Below are 15398 nucleotides of genomic sequence, written 5' to 3'. Positions count from 1 at the left end.
CCGATGTTCGGCCCGTCTCCGCCCGCCATTGGCAAGCGTGATCAAAGCAAGCCTTTTTGGCTAGCCGCTCCCTTCACCCAAGGATCATCGGTGCGGTCGATCATTACGGCGCCATTCCACGGCTTGCACAGGCTCTTCGCCTCATCGGGTGACCCCGACACCCACCGCGAATAATCGTCCAAGGCGAGCAGTACCGGCATCCGGCTGTGTACATTCTCGGCAGCGCTCCCGGCGCTGTCGGTCATCACCATCGAGTAGGCGGGACCGAATTCGTCGCTCTCCCGCCATACTCCGGCGCAGGCGAACAATTCACTGTCGGGGAGCGAGAGCCATGTGCGGGTCATCCGCCCCTTCGGCCCCTGCGCCTCGGCCCAGGCGGTCAGCGGGATCAGGCAGCGGCGGTTATGGAAGGCATGGCGCCAGAAGCCGGTATCCAGCTTGTCGGTCCGGGCATTGTTGACCGGCTTGGGCTTCAATGGCTGGCCCTTCGCGCCTTTCAGCACCAGCGGGAAGCCCCAGGTCATCGCCTTGACCGCCCCTTCGGCCACCACCAGCCCGGTGTAGCCCGGGTAGACCTCCGCCGCGAAGTTCGCGCCGCCTGCCTGCTCGACCGCCGCGAACCACGCCGCGACCTCGCTGGCCGGCTTCGTCATGCGGTAGAGGTTGCACATGTCAGGCGTTCCCGACCACAAAGCACGCCGCCGCCATCAGCGCGCCCGCCCAGCGGTTCGACCGGAAGCGGGCGAGCGGATTGGCGGGATCCTCCGCATCCAGCGTCGCCACCTGCCACGCCAGATGCCCCGCCACCGGCAGCAGCGCCAACAGCACCAGCGGATCGGGGCGGTAGAGCCAGAACCCCAGCGCCCAAAGACCGATCGCCGCAGCGTAGAACCCGCCGATCCCCGCCCTCACCCGCGACCCCATCGCCAGCGCCGATGACCGGATGCCGACCATCGCATCATCCTCGCGGTCTTGCAGGGCGTAGATCGTGTCGTATCCGATCACCCAGGCGATGCAGCCGGCATAGACGCAGCCGAGCGCATCCCAGTTGTCCCAGCGCAGCTCGCTCCAGCCGACCAGCAGCCCCCAGTTGAACACCATCCCCAGCCACGCCTGCGGCCACCAGGTGATGCGCTTCATGAAGGGATAGGCGGCAACAAGGGCAAGGCTGCCAAGCGCCACCAGCTGCGCCTGCCAGCGCAGTTGCAGCAGAACCACGAGGCCGACGAGGCACAACGCCAGCAACCAGCCCCACGCCAGTTTTTTCGAGACGCGCCCGCTCGCCACAGGCCGCAACGCGGTGCGCACCACTTGCCGGTCGAGATCGGCATCGACGATGTCGTTGTAAACGCATCCCGCCCCGCGCATCGCGATAGAGCCGAGCAGCAGCCAGCCGAGCAGCGCGAACTGCCACCCCGCCCCCGCCAGCCACACGCCGAACACACAGGGCCAGAACAGCAGCCACCAGCCAATCGGCCGGTCGAACCGCGCCAGCAGCGCCAGATCGCGCGGGAGCTGCGGCAGCCGCGCTACGACACCACGGTGTTCGCTATCGGGGACGATCTGTTCGCTCATCCCGCTTGCTCCGCCGTCCTGGCCGCACGCCAGCCCATGATCGCCAGCCCCAGCATCGTCACGTTTCCGGCAAAGTCGAGCATCCCGATGCTGGTCAGCACCGGCACCTCGTAGTGAAACCAGTAATTGAAGCCGAAGAACGGCAGCAGCAGCACGCCAAACACCGCAAAGCTGCGCGCGCTCCACCGCGTGACGAGCGCCATCAGCCCGAACAGCACCGCCTGCGCGCCGAAGCAGGCAATGGTGAAGCGGTTGATGAAGCTGCTGTCGCGGTAGCTTTCGGTAAAGGCGAGTTCGATCACGCTGGCAGGCCCCAACAGGCACCAGCCGCCAAGGATCAGGAACACGGCGGCGATCAGGAATTGTGCGGTTCGCGCGGACATGGCTTGCTCCCTAGCGGCGGACGCGCCTAGTGCAAAGCCATGCCTGCCACCCCCGCCTGGCCCCCGAAAAGCGCCCCGCGCCTGTTCGTCGCCGATGTCCTCTCGGCAGGGCTGGCTGTGCGGATCGAGGGCAACCCGGCGCACTACCTCGCCCGCGTGATGCGCGTCGCTCCCGGCGACGTTGTGATTTTGTGCGACGACGTAACGGGCGAGTGGGCGGCACGGGTCAGCGATGTGGGCAAGCGCGACGTGGTGGTCGAAATTGCAGAACTGCTCCGCCCGCGTGAGGCTGTGCCGGATCTGTGGCTGTGCCCCGCCCTGCTCAAGAAGGACCGCTTCGACCTGATCCTGGAAAAAGCGACCGAACTCGGCACCGCGCGCATCCAGCCGCTGATCACCCGCCGCTGCGTGGCGGACAAGCTCAACCTCGAACGCGCGCGCGCCATCACCACTGAAGCCGCCGAGCAATGCGCCCGCACCGCGCTGCCGGAGCTGAACGAGCCGGTGAAACTCGATGCGCTGCTGGCGGGTTGGCCTGAAGACCGCGCCCTGTTCTTTGCCGACGAGAACGGGGGCGAGCCTGCGGCGCAGGCATTCGCCGCCAGCAAGGGCTCCCCCGCCGCAATCCTCACCGGTCCCGAAGGCGGCTTCGACGATGCCGAGCGCGCCGCGATCCGCGCGCACCCGCAGGCGCGCCCTATCACCCTTGGCCCCCGCATCCTGCGCGGGGAGACCGCCGCCATCGCTGCCCTCGCTGCGTGGATGGCGATATCGGGCGACTGGTAGCGCGCTGCACCGGTCCAATTTGCAGCAAGACAATTCGGCTTGACCCCAGCAAACGCGAATTTGCCTTCCCACCGGCAAACCCGTTTTCTAAAGCAACCGGCCAGAGAGGGCCTCTTCGATGAGCACACGCGAAGCATCCACCGCCGACGATCCGGTGATCGAAAGCCTAGACCAACTGGTCGTGCCGATGATCGGCGGCGAAAAGCCGCCCGAGCGCTGGCGCATCGGCACCGAACACGAGAAGCTGGTCTACAAGACCAAGGACCACCGCGCCCCGTCCTATGACGAGCCCTGCGGCATCCGCGATCTGTTGGGCGGGCTCGAACAGTTCGGCTGGGAGCCGGTCGTGGAAGGCGGCAACGTTATCGCGCTGAAGGGCAGCGATGGCGCGGTGAGCCTCGAACCGGCGGGACAGCTCGAACTGTCGGGCGCGCCGCTGGAAAACCTGCACCAGACCTGCGCCGAAACCGGGCGACATCTCCAGCAGGTCAAGCAGGTCGGCGAGAAGTGCGGTGTGGGCTACCTCGGCCTCGGCATGTGGCCCGACAAGACCCGCGAAGAGCTGCCGATCATGCCCAAGGGCCGCTATGACATCATGCTGCGGCACATGCCGCGCGTCGGCACCATGGGTCTCGACATGATGCTGCGCACCTGCACGATCCAGGTCAATCTCGACTACCAGTCCGAAGCCGACATGGTGAAGAAATTCCGCGTCGGCCTCGCGCTGCAACCGCTGGCGACGGCGCTGTTTGCCAATTCGCCCTTCACCGAGGGCAAGCCCAACGGGTTCCTGTCCTACCGTTCGCATATCTGGTCGGATACCGATCCGCACCGCACCGGGATGCTGCCCTTCGTCTTCGAAGACGGCTTCGGTTACGAGCGCTGGGCGCGTTATATGCTTGATGTGCCGATGTATTTCGTCTTCCGCGACGGGAAATATATCGACGCTGCGGGGCTTTCGTTCCGCGACTTCCTCGACGGCAAGCTGTCGGTTCTCCCCGGCGAACGCCCGACGCAGAGCGACTGGTGGGACCACCTTTCGACCGCCTTCCCCGAGGTGCGGCTGAAGAGCTTCCTCGAAATGCGCGGAGCCGATGGCGGGCCGTGGAGCCGGATCTGTGCGCTGCCCGCCTTCTGGGTGGGGCTGCTCTATGACCAGACCGCGCTCGATGCGGCGTGGGATCTGGTCAAGGGCTGGACGATGGAAGAACGCGAGGCGCTGCGTTCGGCCGCGCCGAAGCTGGCGCTCGACGCGCCCGTCCCCGGCGGCGGCACCTTGCGCGATATCGGACGCGAGGCGCTGAAGATCGCGCATGGCGGGCTTGCCGCACGCGGCCGGCTCAATGCCAGCGGCGACAACGAAACCGGCTACCTCGAAACGCTCGACGAGATCGTCGCCAGCGGCAAGGTTCCGGCGCAGCGCCTGCTCGACGCCTATCACGGCGAGTGGAACGGGGATATCTCCCGCGTCTACGAACAATCATTCTGAGGAGGGGGCGCTAAAATGCTGATCGTATTGGCCAAAGCACAAGTCGGCGAAAGCGCAATGGACGCGGCGAAGGCGGCGATTGCCGACATGGTCGCGGCGTCGAATGCCGAGGAAGGCTGCATCGCCTACGCTTTCACGCAGGATGTCCTCCAGCCCGGCACCCTCCACATCGTCGAAAAGTGGCAGGACGAAGCGGCCCTCGCCGCGCATTTTGCCACGCCCCACATGGCCGCTTTCGGTGCGGCAATCGCGGGGCTCGATTTCAAGGTGATCGAGGCGCTGAAGTTCCACACCGATGAAGGATTGCCGGTGATGTAATCCTACTCGGCGGGGACTGCCTGTGCCTCTCCGGAGCGGGAGGCGCTGTTCCCGCCGAGCCGCCGCGTCAGCCGCGCGATCGGTGCGGTGATCAGCCCGTGCTGCTCCATCCACGCATGATATTCGCGGTATTTCGGGTCCTCGGCCAGCAGATGCGCCTCTTCGGTCCGTGCGCGCCAGTAGTATATGCCGCCCACCACCAGTAGGAAAATGCTGTTTCGCACAGCATCCAGCCACGATCCGCTCGTGACCAGAAAGGGCAGGACCGAGGCCCACCAGAACAGGTTCTTCGACAGATAGGCCGGGTGCCGGGTGAAGCGATACGGCCCGTGGGTCAGCACACCGCGGTAGGTGAGGTTCGAAAAGCGGATCCCGAACACCACCGTCGCCCAGGCGTAAACCCCTGTAAGAACAACCAGAAGCCCGCCCCAGCCCCACAGCAGCGTATCGTTCCCGGCAAACCAGTGCGCCCAGCCCGGCGTGCCGTATTCATAGCTGAGGATCTGGTCGTTGGGCCCGATAATCCCCCACACGAAGGGCGGATAGCACAGCAGCGCGGCGAGCCATCCGGCAAGGAAGGGGTTGCCCGAACGGATGTGCGAATCCAGCGGGCGCAGGGTGAGCAGGTAGCCCACAGTGCCGATCTGGACGTCGATCAGGAACAGCAGCGTCACCAGCAGCATCACAAAATCGACTGGATTGGCAAAGAGTTGCGCCGGGTTTGCCTCGACCACCTGAGCAAAACCGGGGGGCAGGATCGAGATCATGAAGGCCCCGAAGAAGCCCTTGATCGCCCATGCCCGCCAGTGCTTGGCGATGGCCGCGCCGTCCCATTGCTCGCGCCCGATGACCCCGCCGCCGACCACGAATGCTCCGAAGTGGAAGCACCCGTCGCGCGGCTCGACCAGATAGCGGTCAAGCCAGATTACATAGGGAACCGAGAGGGTTACGAGCGGCAGCACGGCGATGGTCAGCACCTCCATCGCGAACAGGTAATTGCCCGCCCAGTACCACCGCCCCAGCGCGTAGAACGCCGCCAGCAGCGCCCAGGTCGCCCACAATCCGACCAATTTGATGACCGATACCGGCAGCACCTCGGCCAGCGGACGCTTCAGGGACCAGTCGATTCCGGTCGAGGGGCGCAGGTGCACCTTGTCGACCAACACCGACCACAGGGCCATCGGCAGGGCGGTGAACAGCATCGCGGCGAGCGCGGCATAGGGGCCGGACAAAACGCCCCGTTCTCCTGAAAGCCCTCCGCCCAAACCGAACACACCGGCGATCTCCGGGTAGGATCGGCAGAAAGCAATCCATACAAACAGCCCCGCCAGTCCCGCCAGCCCCACGCCGGTCGAAACGTCGCTGACCGGCAGGCGCGCGGGCGACGGGGTTTGTGCATTTGGAGAGGGCGAGGACGGCGCAGTCATGGCCGCATCGCCCTACAGCATAAGGGTTAACAGCCCGGAAAACCGCCGCCAAAACCGCGCAAGGCGGGGTCTGGAGGGGGGCGGGGCGGGGTCTAACAGGGGTCTGGGGCCGGTCTGGCGCAAAACCCCTGTTGGAACCTATTTCCAGGCGTGGATCGTGCCGCTGTCATCCAACAGGTAGAGGTAGCCATCAGCCACCACCGGCGGGAGGCTGACCGGCTGGCCGACATCGGCAAACAGCGAGGCAGAGCCTTCGCCAGCGCTGATCTTCCACACTTCCCCGCGCGAGCTTGCCACCCACAGCTGGCCGCCCGCTAGCACCGGGCCGGTCCAGAAGATCGGGCCCTTCTTGTCTTCCTCGTCCTTGAAGCGTTGCAGCTGCGTGATCCAGCGCACCCGGCCCGACGAGCGGGCGATGGCGAGCAGGCGCGCGTCATCGGTCAGGGTGAAGATCCACTCGCCCGCAATCGCCGGGGTCGAGATGCCGGCAAGGTTCAGTTCCCAGATGCGCTGGCCGGTAACCAGTTCATAGGCGGCCATGCGCCCGCCCTGACCCAGAGCATAGACGCGGCCCGAATCGATGATCGGATCGGCGTCGATATCGGTGATGGTGCCGACCGTGGTCGAGATATTGGTGCGCGCCAGCGCATCCGACCACAACGTACGGCCGTTCTCGTAGCGATAGGCGGACAGCTCGCCGCTCGAATACCCGGCGACAATGGTGCCCTGCCCGGCAGCGGGCGCAGCCACGCCGAACACGCCCGACTGGGTGTTCGATCCGCTTTCGTCCCACGCCAAGGCGCCATCATTGATGCCGAGCGAGATGAGCTGGTTATCCTGCGTCATCACGAACAGCTGGCCAAAGGCGATGGTCGGCGATCCGCGCAGCGGGCCTGCGGGCTTCACCTTCCACAGCACCTCACCGGTATCGGCGTTTACGGCCTTCACGTCGCCCACGCCGTTGGTGGCGTAGAGCTTGCCCGCTTCGTAGCTGACCCCGCCGCCGAAAGCGGAGGGTTCCTGATCCTTGGTCATGTCACCATCACCGCGGGTCCACACCTGCGCGCCGGTGGCCTTGTCGAAGGCGACGATCACGCCGTCAGTGCCCTCGGCAAACAGCTTGTTGCCGCCGATAACCGGGGCTGCGGCCAGGCGCATACGGTTGGTCGAACCGGCAACCTTTGCGGTCCACACCTTGGTGGGGTTTTCAGCCAAAACGAGGTGACCGTAAGACTTGCTGGCCGCGCCGCCAGCCTGCGCCCATTCGGGATTGGCGCGCTGCGGCGGCAGCACGACCGAAATCCCGGCCAGCGCGGGATCGACTTCGGCCCCGCTTTCGATGCGCGACAGGATCGGCACGCGGTTGCCCACGGTCGGCGTGGTCTTTTCATCATCGCCGCCGAACAGCCCGCCCTTGCAGCCGGTAAGTCCGGCCGCCATCAGCCCTGCCAGCAGAGCGGCGCGCGCAATTTTCCTATGTGTCATAAACGTCCGTTCCAATCCCGTGTCCTATTCGGTCGCAGCAGCGTTATCGCTGTCCCCCTCCGACCGTGAGACCCCTTCATCCTTGAGCAGTTTTTCAACGTCGACCACCGCGTCGACGCCCATCAATCCGGCCATCTGGCGCGCGCGGCTGCGCAGCGTTTCGGGCTGGTCTTCATCCTTGGCAATGTCGGCAAACAGCTTGCCCGCCGCGGCGCGATTGCCGCTTTCGAGATGCGCCATCGCCACCAATTCGCCCGCCGAGCCGAAATAGGCACTGCCGGGCTTTGCCAGCGTGCCGAGCTGCGCGATCACATCGGCAGGGTTCATCCGGTCAAAATTGACGCTGACGTCGCGGACCCGGGCGAGATCACGCAGCGCGGGCGGCGCGTCGTTATCGGCAATGATCTGCTTGTAGAGCCCGCTCGCCTTGGCCTGATCGCCCGCTTCCAGCGCCGCGCCTGCCTGAACAAAGCGTGCCGCCGCGCGGGCGGCGGGCGAATTGCCGTCAGCCAGCAGCGGGGCAACCTTTTCCGATGCGGTCGCAAAATCGCGCTGGTCGGCATAGTCGAGCGCCGCGATCAGCGCTTCGGACTGCTTTTCAAGCTCCAGTTCGGCGTAGTGATCCCAAACCAGCCAGCCGCCCAGCCCCGCGATCCCGAGCGTGATGACGCCCAGCACCTTCAGACCGTGGTTGCGCAGGAAATCGAGCGCAGCGTCCTCACGCACGGCCTCGTCGATTTCGCGGATCAGCACTTCATCCTCACGCGAGGTGTCGGGAGCTGAAGAGGTGGTCGTGGGAGTGCGCGCCATGGGGAGCCGGTGATCCTCGTCAATGTCATGCGCCGTCAGCCATGGCCGGGGCGTCCGCGCGCTCTTTAGGCAGGTGGAGCGCCGCGCGCAATGGTAGCGGCGTTACGGGCGGGGCATGGCGCGCCGCAATTGAACCGGGGATGAAGCACGCAAGCGGTCTAGAACGCGCGGCCCATCGCCTGCGCATAGACCGCTTCGTAGCGTGCGAGCATGGCGGCAGAATCGAATTCGGCGCGGGCGCGGGCGCGGTTGGCGGTGCCGATAGCCTCGCGCAGCGCAGGATCAGCGGCCAGACGGGCGAGTGCGGCGGCGAGCGCCGGGGTATCACCAGCGGGTGCGACAAAGGCGCGGTTCGGCTCGCTGAGGATGTGGCGGATATCCCCCACATCAGGCGCGGCAACGGGAACGCCAGCGGCCATCGCCTCGACCACTGACAGCGGGAACTGCTCGGAAGCGGAGGACAGCGCAAAGATATCGAACAGGCCCGCCACCCGCGCCGGATCGACCGCGCCGGGCAGGTGGACGCGCGCGCTCAGGCCCAGATGCGCGGCGGCGGCGAGGATCGCTCCGCGCTCCGGCCCCTCGCCGCAGATCACCAGATGCCACTCGGGCGGAAGGCCCGCGAACGCCTCGACCAGCACGGGGAGCTGTTTGACCGGGCGCAGGCCCGCCAGCGTGCCGACCCAGCGCTGGCCAGCGGGCTTGGGAAACGGCAGCGCGGCAGGATCGGGCGCGGCATCAAAGGCGGCGGTGTCGATCCCGTTGGCGATCCGCTCCACCTGCGCGCGTGGCTGGTGCCACACTTCCAGCGCGATCCGCTCCAGCCCGGTCGACGGCACGATCAGCCGCACCCCCCGTCCCAGCGCGGCGCGGCGGTAGAGGTTGCGCGGCGGTTTCAGCCGCTCGGCCTCGTCCTCGTTGAAGCCGTCCTCGTGATGCACCAGCGGCGGCAGGCCATAGGCGCTGGCGAACAGGCGATGCGCCAACACCGCGTCCATCGCGCCCCAGTTATAGGTGCAGACGAGGTCATGGCCCAGCATCGCCCGTGCAAGGCTCCGCAGCCGTCCGGGGGTGGGCTTGCCCTTCAGCGAGGGGAAATCGGCAGGAAAGCGGGCCGGCACACCCGCATCGATCAGCGCGGCGGCGGCCATCGCTGCGGGTTCGGCGGAGACGATGCTGTGCTCCAGCCGCGGCCCCCACGCGTTCATCAGCCGGGCGCAGCGCACCTCCTTGCCCCCGGCGCTGAAGGTCGAATGCAGGTGCAGGACGCGGGGGCGAGCGCGCCCCGGCGGCTGGCTCACTCCACCCCGCCCAGCAGCGCGTGGATCGCGGTGCGGACCTCCGGCTCGTCAAGCGTCGGCGCATGGCCGACGCGCGGCACGATGACGGTGGTCATGGCGGGATTGCGCGCGGCCATCTGCTTGAGCGTATCGGGGCTGAGCAGATCGGACAGCGCACCGCGCACCAGCAACATCGGCACGCCCGCCAGCGCTTCGAAGGCGAGCCACAGATTGGGCGGCGCGGCGTTGCCCGGCTTGGCGAAGGGCTCTGCGATGGCCATGTCGTAATCGAACACGATCCGCCCGTTCTGGCTGACCACCATCGTGCGCTTGGCCAGTTCAAGCCATTGGTCGAGATCGAAATCGGGGAAGGCGGCGCTGTGCGCTTCGGCCAGCCCGCGCGCGGCGTGGACCCAGGTGGGATAGCTGCGCCCCTGCCCGACATAGCCCGAAATACGCGCCAACCCTGCGCTTTCGACCTCGGGGCCGATATCGTTCATCACCACCGCTGCCATGCGCCCCGGCTGGGCGGCGGCCATCAGCATGGTCATGAGCCCGCCCATCGACGTGCCGATCGATACAAAGCGGGTAATGCCCTGTTCGGCGAGCAGCTTTTCCACATCGGCGACATAGGTGACCGGCGTGTAGGTATCGGAGTCCGGCGCATAGTCGCTCTGCCCGCGCCCGCGCATTTCGGGCACGATCACGCGGCGGGTGGCCGACAGAGCCTCGGCCAGAGGGCCGAAGTCGCGGGCGTTGCGGGTCAGGCCATGCATGCACAGCACCGGCAGCTTCGCGCTGTTCTCCGGCCCCGGATAGTTGCGGTAATGCAGGTTCAGCCCATCGCTGCTGGTCCAGAAGCGGTCTTCGTACGGTGCGGCCATGGGCGCGAAATATTCCCTTTGATCGGTCAGCCGCGCGACTTGCGCGCGCCGACGCTTGCCCCCACTATCGCGGGATGAGCGAGGCTGTGCAACACCCGGATTTGTCCCCCACCTATCACGGCGATCCCGCCATCCTTACGCTGGCCGACTGGCTGGGCGATCCGGTGGCCCCGGGGGACTTCCCCGAAACCACGATCCGCTTCCGCAATGATCGTGCTGCGACGAGCGTCGGGCTGGCGCAGCTCGACGATGCTGCATGGGCCGTGCATTTCGGGCGCTTTGCCCCGCTGCCCGCCAACCTCCCCCAGCCGCTCGCGCTGCGGTACCACGGGCACCAGTTCCGCGTGTACAACCCCGAGATCGGCGACGGGCGCGGGTTCCTCTATGCCCAGATGCGCGGGAGCGACGGGCGACTGATGGACCTCGGCACCAAGGGTTCGGGCACCACCCCGTGGAGCCGTTCGGGCGATGGCCGATTGACGCTGAAGGGCGGTGTGCGCGAAATTCTGGCGACCGAGATGCTCGAGGCGCTGGGCGTCAACACCTCCAAGACCTTCAGCATTATCGAGACGGGCGAGAACCTGTGGCGGGGTGACGAGCCCAGCCCCACCCGCTCGGCCGTGATGGTGCGGCTCAGCCATTCGCACATCCGCATCGGCACTTTCCAGCGGCTGCTGGCGCTGGAGGCGGCAGACGAGATGGCGGCGTTGATCGACTATTGCCTCACCCACTTCCCCGGCCCGCCCCCGCCCGAGGACGCGCCGGGCAGGGATGAGCCCGCGATCCGGCTGATGCACAACGTTGTCGAGCGCATGGCCGATCTGGCCGCCAGCTACATGGTCGCAGGCTTCGTCCACGGGGTGCTCAATACCGATAACATGAACGTGACGGGCGAAAGCTTCGATTACGGCCCGTGGCGCTGGCTGCCCGAATGGGAGCCGGGCTTCACCGCCGCCTATTTCGACCACGCGGGCCTGTATGCCTTTGGCCGCCAGCCCGAGGCGCTGCACTGGAATTGCGGGCAGCTGGCAGTGGCGCTGCGCCTGCATGCCGACACCGCCCCGCTGGTCGCCGCGCTGGAGCGCTTCGGGCCGCTTTACATGGCAGCGGTTGCGCGGCGCTGGTGCTGGCGGTTGGGCGTAGTGCCGCAGGGGATCGAGGCTGACACGCAGCTCGTCGCCACCTGCGAGGCAGCCATGCGCGAGGGGAAGGCGCAGCCCGATTCCTTCTTCTTCCGCCATCGCGGCGGGCGCGGCGCGGCGGAAGGCGCGCTCGGCGAGGCGCTGGCCGCCTATCAGCCGGTCGAAGACACGCACCCCTATTGGTCGGACCCGGAACCCCAATCCATGCTGATCGACGAGGTCGAGACGATCTGGGCCGCCATCGCCGAGGGCGACGATTGGGCCCCGCTCCACGCCAAGGTCGCCGCGCTGCGCCGCATGGGCGAAGCCCACGGTACCGCGCCCACCCCTGCGGGTCATGCGTAGTCCGCGTGCCCCTATCTTTTTGCGCCTTGTCACTATAGGGCGCGCAAAGGGTTGCGGGGGCAACAATAACAGGCGGATACAAGTCCGATGACGGAAGGCGTGACCGACAATATCCTGATATCCTGCGCACCGGCGAGCGGTGAGGAGATCTGGCGTGGGCCGATCAGCGATGTCGATACGGCCGTTTCCGCCGCGCGCCGTGCCTGGGCGGCATGGGCCGCGCTGCCGCTCACCAGCCGCATCGGGATGATGCGCGACTTTTCCAACGGCGTCCGCCGCGATGCCGATACCCTGGCCGATCTGATCGCGCGCGAGGTGGGCAAGCCGCTGTGGGAAGCCCGCGCCGAAGTCGACGCGGTGGTGAACAAGATCGACATTTCGGTGCAGGCCTATGCCGAACGCACCGGCAAGAAGAAGTTCGATGCCGGGATCAACGGCAGCGCCGCGCTGCGCCACAAGCCGCACGGGGTGATGGCGGTGCTCGGTCCGTTCAATTTCCCCGCGCACCTGCCCAACGGCCACATCCTCCCCGCGCTGCTTGCAGGCAATGCCGTGCTGTTCAAGCCTTCGGAAAAAGCTCCGGCGGTGGGCGAGGCGCTGGTCGCCGCCTTCCACCGCGCCGGGGTGCCCGAAGCTGTGATCCAGTGCATCATCGGCGGGCCGGAAGAAGGCAAGGCGCTGGTCGCCCATCCGGGGATTGACGGGGTGCTGTTCACCGGATCGGCCAATGCCGGGATCGCGATCAACCGCAAACTCGCCGCCAATCCGGGCAAGATCGTCGCGCTGGAAATGGGCGGCAACAACCCGATCGTGGTGATCGACACGCCCAAGCTGGCCGATGCCGCCGCGCTGATCGTGCAGAGCGCCTTTGCCACGGCCGGGCAGCGCTGCACCTCGGCACGGCGGTTGATCGTCAAGGAAAGCATCTATGATGATCTGATGGCCGAGGTTGTGCCACTGGCGCGCAAGCTGATGGTCGGCGATCCGCTGGGCGAGCCGCAGCCTTTCATGGGGCCGGTGATCGATAACGAAACCGCCGACCGCCTCTCGGAAAGCTTCCTCGCGCTGCTCACCGCAGGCGGCAGGGTGCTGCTGCACATGCGCCGCACGGTGCCCGATCTGCCGTTCCTCAGCCCTGGCATCATCGACGTGACCGATGTCGCCGACCGCCCGGATATCGAGCTGTTCGGCCCGATCCTGCAAGTGATCCGCGTCCCCGATCTCGACACCGCGATTGCCGAGGCGAACAACACCCGCTTCGGCCTGTCAGCATCGCTGATCGGAGGCAGCCCGGATGATTACGGGCTGTTCTGGGCGAATATCCGGGCCGGGATCATCAACTGGAACTCGCCGACCAACGGGGCATCGTCCAAGGCGCCGTTCGGCGGCATCGGGCTTTCGGGCAACCACCGTCCGGCCGCCTATTACGCCGCCGATTACTGCGCCTATCCCGTCGCCAGCGCCGAGGTGGATCAGCCGCGCGCCTCGATCATGGTTGGTTTGCGGCCCTAAAAAAACTCTAGTCCGCGCGGTAGACGAGCGTCACGCCGGTCATGCCATGCAGGGCAGGCCGCACGTGGACGGCCAGACGTTCTGCGCCCTTGCCATTGGCGGCGATGCTCTCCCCCGGTACGGCATAGCGCTGCGCTTTCATCCCCGCGCGGGTAGAGCGCGCGAAGTGGTATTGCAGCACATCCACGATCGGCGCGGCGGTGTTGTAGCGGATGATGCGGAGGCGGCAGTCCTTCGCGTCGGCTCCGCCCGCCTGCACCACCATGCCCAGCGGCGGGATCGCAGCCACCGGCGGGAGCGTGGCGGCGAGCGCGAAGTCCTCTTTCAGGCGGGCTGCACAGGTCGCGGGCGCGCCAACCGCCGCGAGAAGTTCGGTCGCGCTCGACATCGGGCCAAGCGGCTTGCCGCCCTGCCTTTCCTGCGCGGGCGGCAGTTCGGGGATTGCGCCAGCCTCAAGCAGTTCGAGCCGCAGCGCCTCGCGCGCGGCCTGCGCATCGGCATTGCTGGCAGCAATCACCGGCAGAGCGTTGCTGTCGACAAAGCTGATGGCCGCGTTCGCCTCGTTACGGCTGGCAAGGTCAGGGTCGCTCATCAGCGGATCGTGAAGCGCGCGCGCGATCACCGGATCATCGGCAATCAGCGCGGCATCGCTATGCGTTTCGTCCACGGATGCTCCGCAGGCGGCCAGGCCTAGGCACAACAGGGGAAAAAGGAACGCGCCACGCATCCCCCTGATATGCCACAGGATGGTTAACTTGCCCTTCACCCGGACATGAAAACGCCTCCGGAGCCCGAAGACCCCGAAGGCGCTTCCCGCGGCGGCAGATATGCCTCCGCGCCGGCAACCATTTGGTGGGAATGGTCGCAAGCTGATGATCAGTACTGTTCACATATAGAGCGGTTATTCTGAACGAATCGGCAGCGCGGGTGACAGTCGCCGTTCATTCGCGCGCTGCCGCCACGCGGCTTGCGCCGCCGCGTTCCGGCCCCTAACGCCCCTCGGGTCATGACCACCCCTGCCCCAGCCCCCTCGCCCTCCGCCCCCGCTGTTTCGGGCTTGGCGCCCGCGCTGGGGGCGTACCTGATCTGGGGGTTCCTGCCGCTCTATCTGATCCTGGTGAAGACCGTGCCGCCGTTCGAATTCGTCGGCTGGCGGATCATCTGGACGCTGCCGCTGTGCCTGCTGATCGTCGCCTTTCGCCGCCAGTTTCCCGAACTGCTCGCCGCGCTGAAAAGCCCGCGCAGCCTGCTCGCCCTGCTGGCGAGTTCGGTGCTGATCGGGATCAACTGGTTCGTGTACATCTGGGCCATCATGGCGGGCGAGGTGTTTGCGACCTCGATCGGCTATTACCTCAACCCGCTCGTCAATGTGCTGCTGGGCACGCTGGTGCTGGGAGAGAAGCTGTCGCGGCGCCAGTGGATCGCGGTCGCCATCGCCGCCGTAGCGGTCGCGCTGCTGGCAGCGGGTGCGGTGACGAGCCTGTGGATCAGCCTCTCACTCGGTTTCAGCTTCGCGCTCTACGGCCTTGTTCGTAAACAGGTTGCTGTCGGATCGCTGCCCGGCCTCACGATCGAAAGCGCGATCCTGTTGCTCCCCGCCGCCGGTATCGCTGCATGGTATGCGGCCACCCCGCAAGGCTCGGCCTTCGGGCAGGATGCGTGGATGAGCGCGCTGATCATCTTCTCGGGCGTGGTCACCGCCGTGCCGCTGCTGCTATTCGCGATTGCCGCGCGGCGGATGGATTATTCGACCCTCGGCTTCATCCAGTATCTTTCGCCGACGATCGTGTTTTTCCTCGGCCTGTTCGTGTTCCACCAGCCGCTCGCGCCCGCCAAGCTGGCGAGTTTCGTGCTGATCTGGGTCGCGGTGGGCGTGTTCGTGTGGGACCTGTGGGCGAAGCGCAGGGCGGCTTCAGCCTGATCCAACGCCGTTCGTGTCGAGCGAAGTCGAGACACCTGCAT

The 15398-nt window shown here is 66.6% G+C and carries 15 protein-coding genes; 6 read left to right on the top strand and 9 right to left on the bottom strand.

Going from position 1 to position 15398, the window contains the following annotated elements; genetic code table 11:
• Nucleotides 1–41: 41 nt before the first annotated feature.
• From KVF90_RS09215 to KVF90_RS09205, 3 genes are read right to left on the bottom strand one after another with little or no spacing between them, the layout of a single operon-like run.
• Nucleotides 42–671, bottom strand: a complete 630-nt coding sequence (locus tag KVF90_RS09215) for an SOS response-associated peptidase (RefSeq protein ID WP_264391296.1) — start codon at nucleotides 669–671, stop codon at nucleotides 42–44.
• A gap of 1 nt (nucleotide 672) precedes the next feature.
• Entirely contained in the window at nucleotides 673–1575 is a 903-nt protein-coding gene (ubiA, locus tag KVF90_RS09210; protein WP_264391295.1) for a 4-hydroxybenzoate octaprenyltransferase, read from the bottom strand.
• Nucleotides 1572–1958, bottom strand: a complete 387-nt coding sequence (locus KVF90_RS09205) for a hypothetical protein (protein ID WP_264391294.1) — start codon at nucleotides 1956–1958, stop codon at nucleotides 1572–1574. The genes ubiA and KVF90_RS09205 overlap by 4 nt, the downstream gene beginning before the upstream one ends.
• Before the next feature lie 39 nt (nucleotides 1959–1997).
• Between KVF90_RS09205 and KVF90_RS09200 the strand changes: the two genes are divergently transcribed.
• The 3 genes from KVF90_RS09200 (at nucleotide 1998) to KVF90_RS09190 (ending at nucleotide 4551) form a co-directional block, all read left to right on the top strand.
• Nucleotides 1998–2744 (top strand): 16S rRNA (uracil(1498)-N(3))-methyltransferase, encoded by a 747-nt coding sequence (locus tag KVF90_RS09200; RefSeq protein ID WP_264391293.1) that lies wholly within the window; start codon nucleotides 1998–2000, stop codon nucleotides 2742–2744.
• Nucleotides 2745–2862: 118 nt separating this feature from the next.
• Nucleotides 2863–4233, top strand: coding sequence for a glutamate--cysteine ligase (locus tag KVF90_RS09195; protein ID WP_264391292.1), 1371 nt, complete (start codon nucleotides 2863–2865; stop codon nucleotides 4231–4233).
• Nucleotides 4234–4248: 15 nt separating this feature from the next.
• Nucleotides 4249–4551, top strand: coding sequence for a putative quinol monooxygenase (locus KVF90_RS09190; RefSeq protein ID WP_264391291.1), 303 nt, complete (start codon nucleotides 4249–4251; stop codon nucleotides 4549–4551).
• Between the two features lie 2 nt (nucleotides 4552–4553).
• On the opposite strand, the gene KVF90_RS09185 is transcribed toward KVF90_RS09190, so the two are convergent.
• From KVF90_RS09185 to KVF90_RS09165, 5 genes are all read right to left on the bottom strand, one after another.
• Nucleotides 4554–5978: a methyltransferase family protein gene (locus tag KVF90_RS09185; protein ID WP_264391290.1), complete on the bottom strand. Its 1425-nt coding sequence runs from the start codon at nucleotides 5976–5978 to the stop codon at nucleotides 4554–4556.
• 138 nt (nucleotides 5979–6116) lie between these two features.
• Nucleotides 6117–7463 (bottom strand): PQQ-binding-like beta-propeller repeat protein, encoded by a 1347-nt coding sequence (locus KVF90_RS09180; RefSeq protein WP_264391289.1) that lies wholly within the window; start codon nucleotides 7461–7463, stop codon nucleotides 6117–6119.
• A gap of 24 nt (nucleotides 7464–7487) precedes the next feature.
• The gene (locus KVF90_RS09175; protein WP_264391288.1) at nucleotides 7488–8273 is read right to left on the bottom strand and encodes a tetratricopeptide repeat protein; all 786 of its coding nucleotides are present in this window, start codon (nucleotides 8271–8273) and stop codon (nucleotides 7488–7490) included.
• Between the two features lie 158 nt (nucleotides 8274–8431).
• Nucleotides 8432–9574, bottom strand: a complete 1143-nt coding sequence (locus KVF90_RS09170; protein ID WP_264391287.1) for a glycosyltransferase — start codon at nucleotides 9572–9574, stop codon at nucleotides 8432–8434.
• Nucleotides 9571–10437, bottom strand: coding sequence for an alpha/beta fold hydrolase (locus KVF90_RS09165; protein ID WP_264391286.1), 867 nt, complete (start codon nucleotides 10435–10437; stop codon nucleotides 9571–9573). Before KVF90_RS09165 ends, KVF90_RS09170 begins: the two co-directional genes overlap by 4 nt.
• A gap of 74 nt (nucleotides 10438–10511) precedes the next feature.
• On the opposite strand from KVF90_RS09165, the gene KVF90_RS09160 reads away from it, so the two are divergent.
• Both KVF90_RS09160 and astD read left to right on the top strand, forming a co-directional pair.
• Nucleotides 10512–11924 carry a protein adenylyltransferase SelO family protein gene (locus KVF90_RS09160; RefSeq protein ID WP_264391285.1) on the top strand — a complete coding sequence of 471 codons (1413 nt, stop codon included), beginning with the start codon at nucleotides 10512–10514 and terminating at the stop codon, nucleotides 11922–11924.
• A 99-nt stretch (nucleotides 11925–12023) separates the two neighbouring features.
• Complete coding sequence (astD, locus tag KVF90_RS09155) at nucleotides 12024–13436, top strand: succinylglutamate-semialdehyde dehydrogenase (RefSeq protein WP_413676983.1); 1413 nt, start codon at nucleotides 12024–12026, stop codon at nucleotides 13434–13436.
• A 7-nt stretch (nucleotides 13437–13443) separates the two neighbouring features.
• On the opposite strand, the gene KVF90_RS09150 is transcribed toward astD, so the two are convergent.
• Entirely contained in the window at nucleotides 13444–14103 is a 660-nt protein-coding gene (locus tag KVF90_RS09150; protein WP_264391283.1) for a hypothetical protein, read from the bottom strand.
• A 339-nt stretch (nucleotides 14104–14442) separates the two neighbouring features.
• Here KVF90_RS09150 and rarD point away from each other — a divergent pair, with 339 nt between their 5' ends.
• Nucleotides 14443–15357 carry an EamA family transporter RarD gene (gene rarD / locus KVF90_RS09145; RefSeq protein WP_264391282.1) on the top strand — a complete coding sequence of 305 codons (915 nt, stop codon included), beginning with the start codon at nucleotides 14443–14445 and terminating at the stop codon, nucleotides 15355–15357.
• The last annotated feature ends 41 nt before the right edge of the window (nucleotides 15358–15398 follow it).

The sequence above is a fragment of the Porphyrobacter sp. ULC335 genome (assembly GCF_025917005.1).
In the GTDB taxonomy this organism is placed as follows: Bacteria; Pseudomonadota; Alphaproteobacteria; order Sphingomonadales; family Sphingomonadaceae; genus Erythrobacter.
Note: the sequence above shows the minus strand (reverse complement) of the source record. Positions and strands in the feature narration are given on the sequence as shown.

Bases quoted from the DNA above. Each gene is read 5' to 3' on its own strand.
- KVF90_RS09185 (WP_264391290.1), bottom strand. From the start codon at position 5,978: ATGACTGCGCCGTCCTCGCCCTCTCCAAATGCACAAACCCCGTCGCCC.
- KVF90_RS09180 (WP_264391289.1), bottom strand. From the start codon at position 7,463: ATGACACATAGGAAAATTGCGCGCGCCGCTCTGCTGGCAGGGCTGATG.
- KVF90_RS09175 (WP_264391288.1), bottom strand. From the start codon at position 8,273: ATGGCGCGCACTCCCACGACCACCTCTTCAGCTCCCGACACCTCGCGT.
- KVF90_RS09205 (WP_264391294.1), bottom strand. From the start codon at position 1,958: ATGTCCGCGCGAACCGCACAATTCCTGATCGCCGCCGTGTTCCTGATC.
- KVF90_RS09215 (WP_264391296.1), bottom strand. From the start codon at position 671: ATGTGCAACCTCTACCGCATGACGAAGCCGGCCAGCGAGGTCGCGGCG.
- KVF90_RS09195 (WP_264391292.1), top strand. From the start codon at position 2,863: ATGAGCACACGCGAAGCATCCACCGCCGACGATCCGGTGATCGAAAGC.
- KVF90_RS09190 (WP_264391291.1), top strand. From the start codon at position 4,249: ATGCTGATCGTATTGGCCAAAGCACAAGTCGGCGAAAGCGCAATGGAC.
- rarD (WP_264391282.1), top strand. From the start codon at position 14,443: ATGACCACCCCTGCCCCAGCCCCCTCGCCCTCCGCCCCCGCTGTTTCG.
- KVF90_RS09200 (WP_264391293.1), top strand. From the start codon at position 1,998: ATGCCTGCCACCCCCGCCTGGCCCCCGAAAAGCGCCCCGCGCCTGTTC.
- ubiA (WP_264391295.1), bottom strand. From the start codon at position 1,575: ATGAGCGAACAGATCGTCCCCGATAGCGAACACCGTGGTGTCGTAGCG.
- KVF90_RS09160 (WP_264391285.1), top strand. From the start codon at position 10,512: ATGAGCGAGGCTGTGCAACACCCGGATTTGTCCCCCACCTATCACGGC.
- KVF90_RS09165 (WP_264391286.1), bottom strand. From the start codon at position 10,437: ATGGCCGCACCGTACGAAGACCGCTTCTGGACCAGCAGCGATGGGCTG.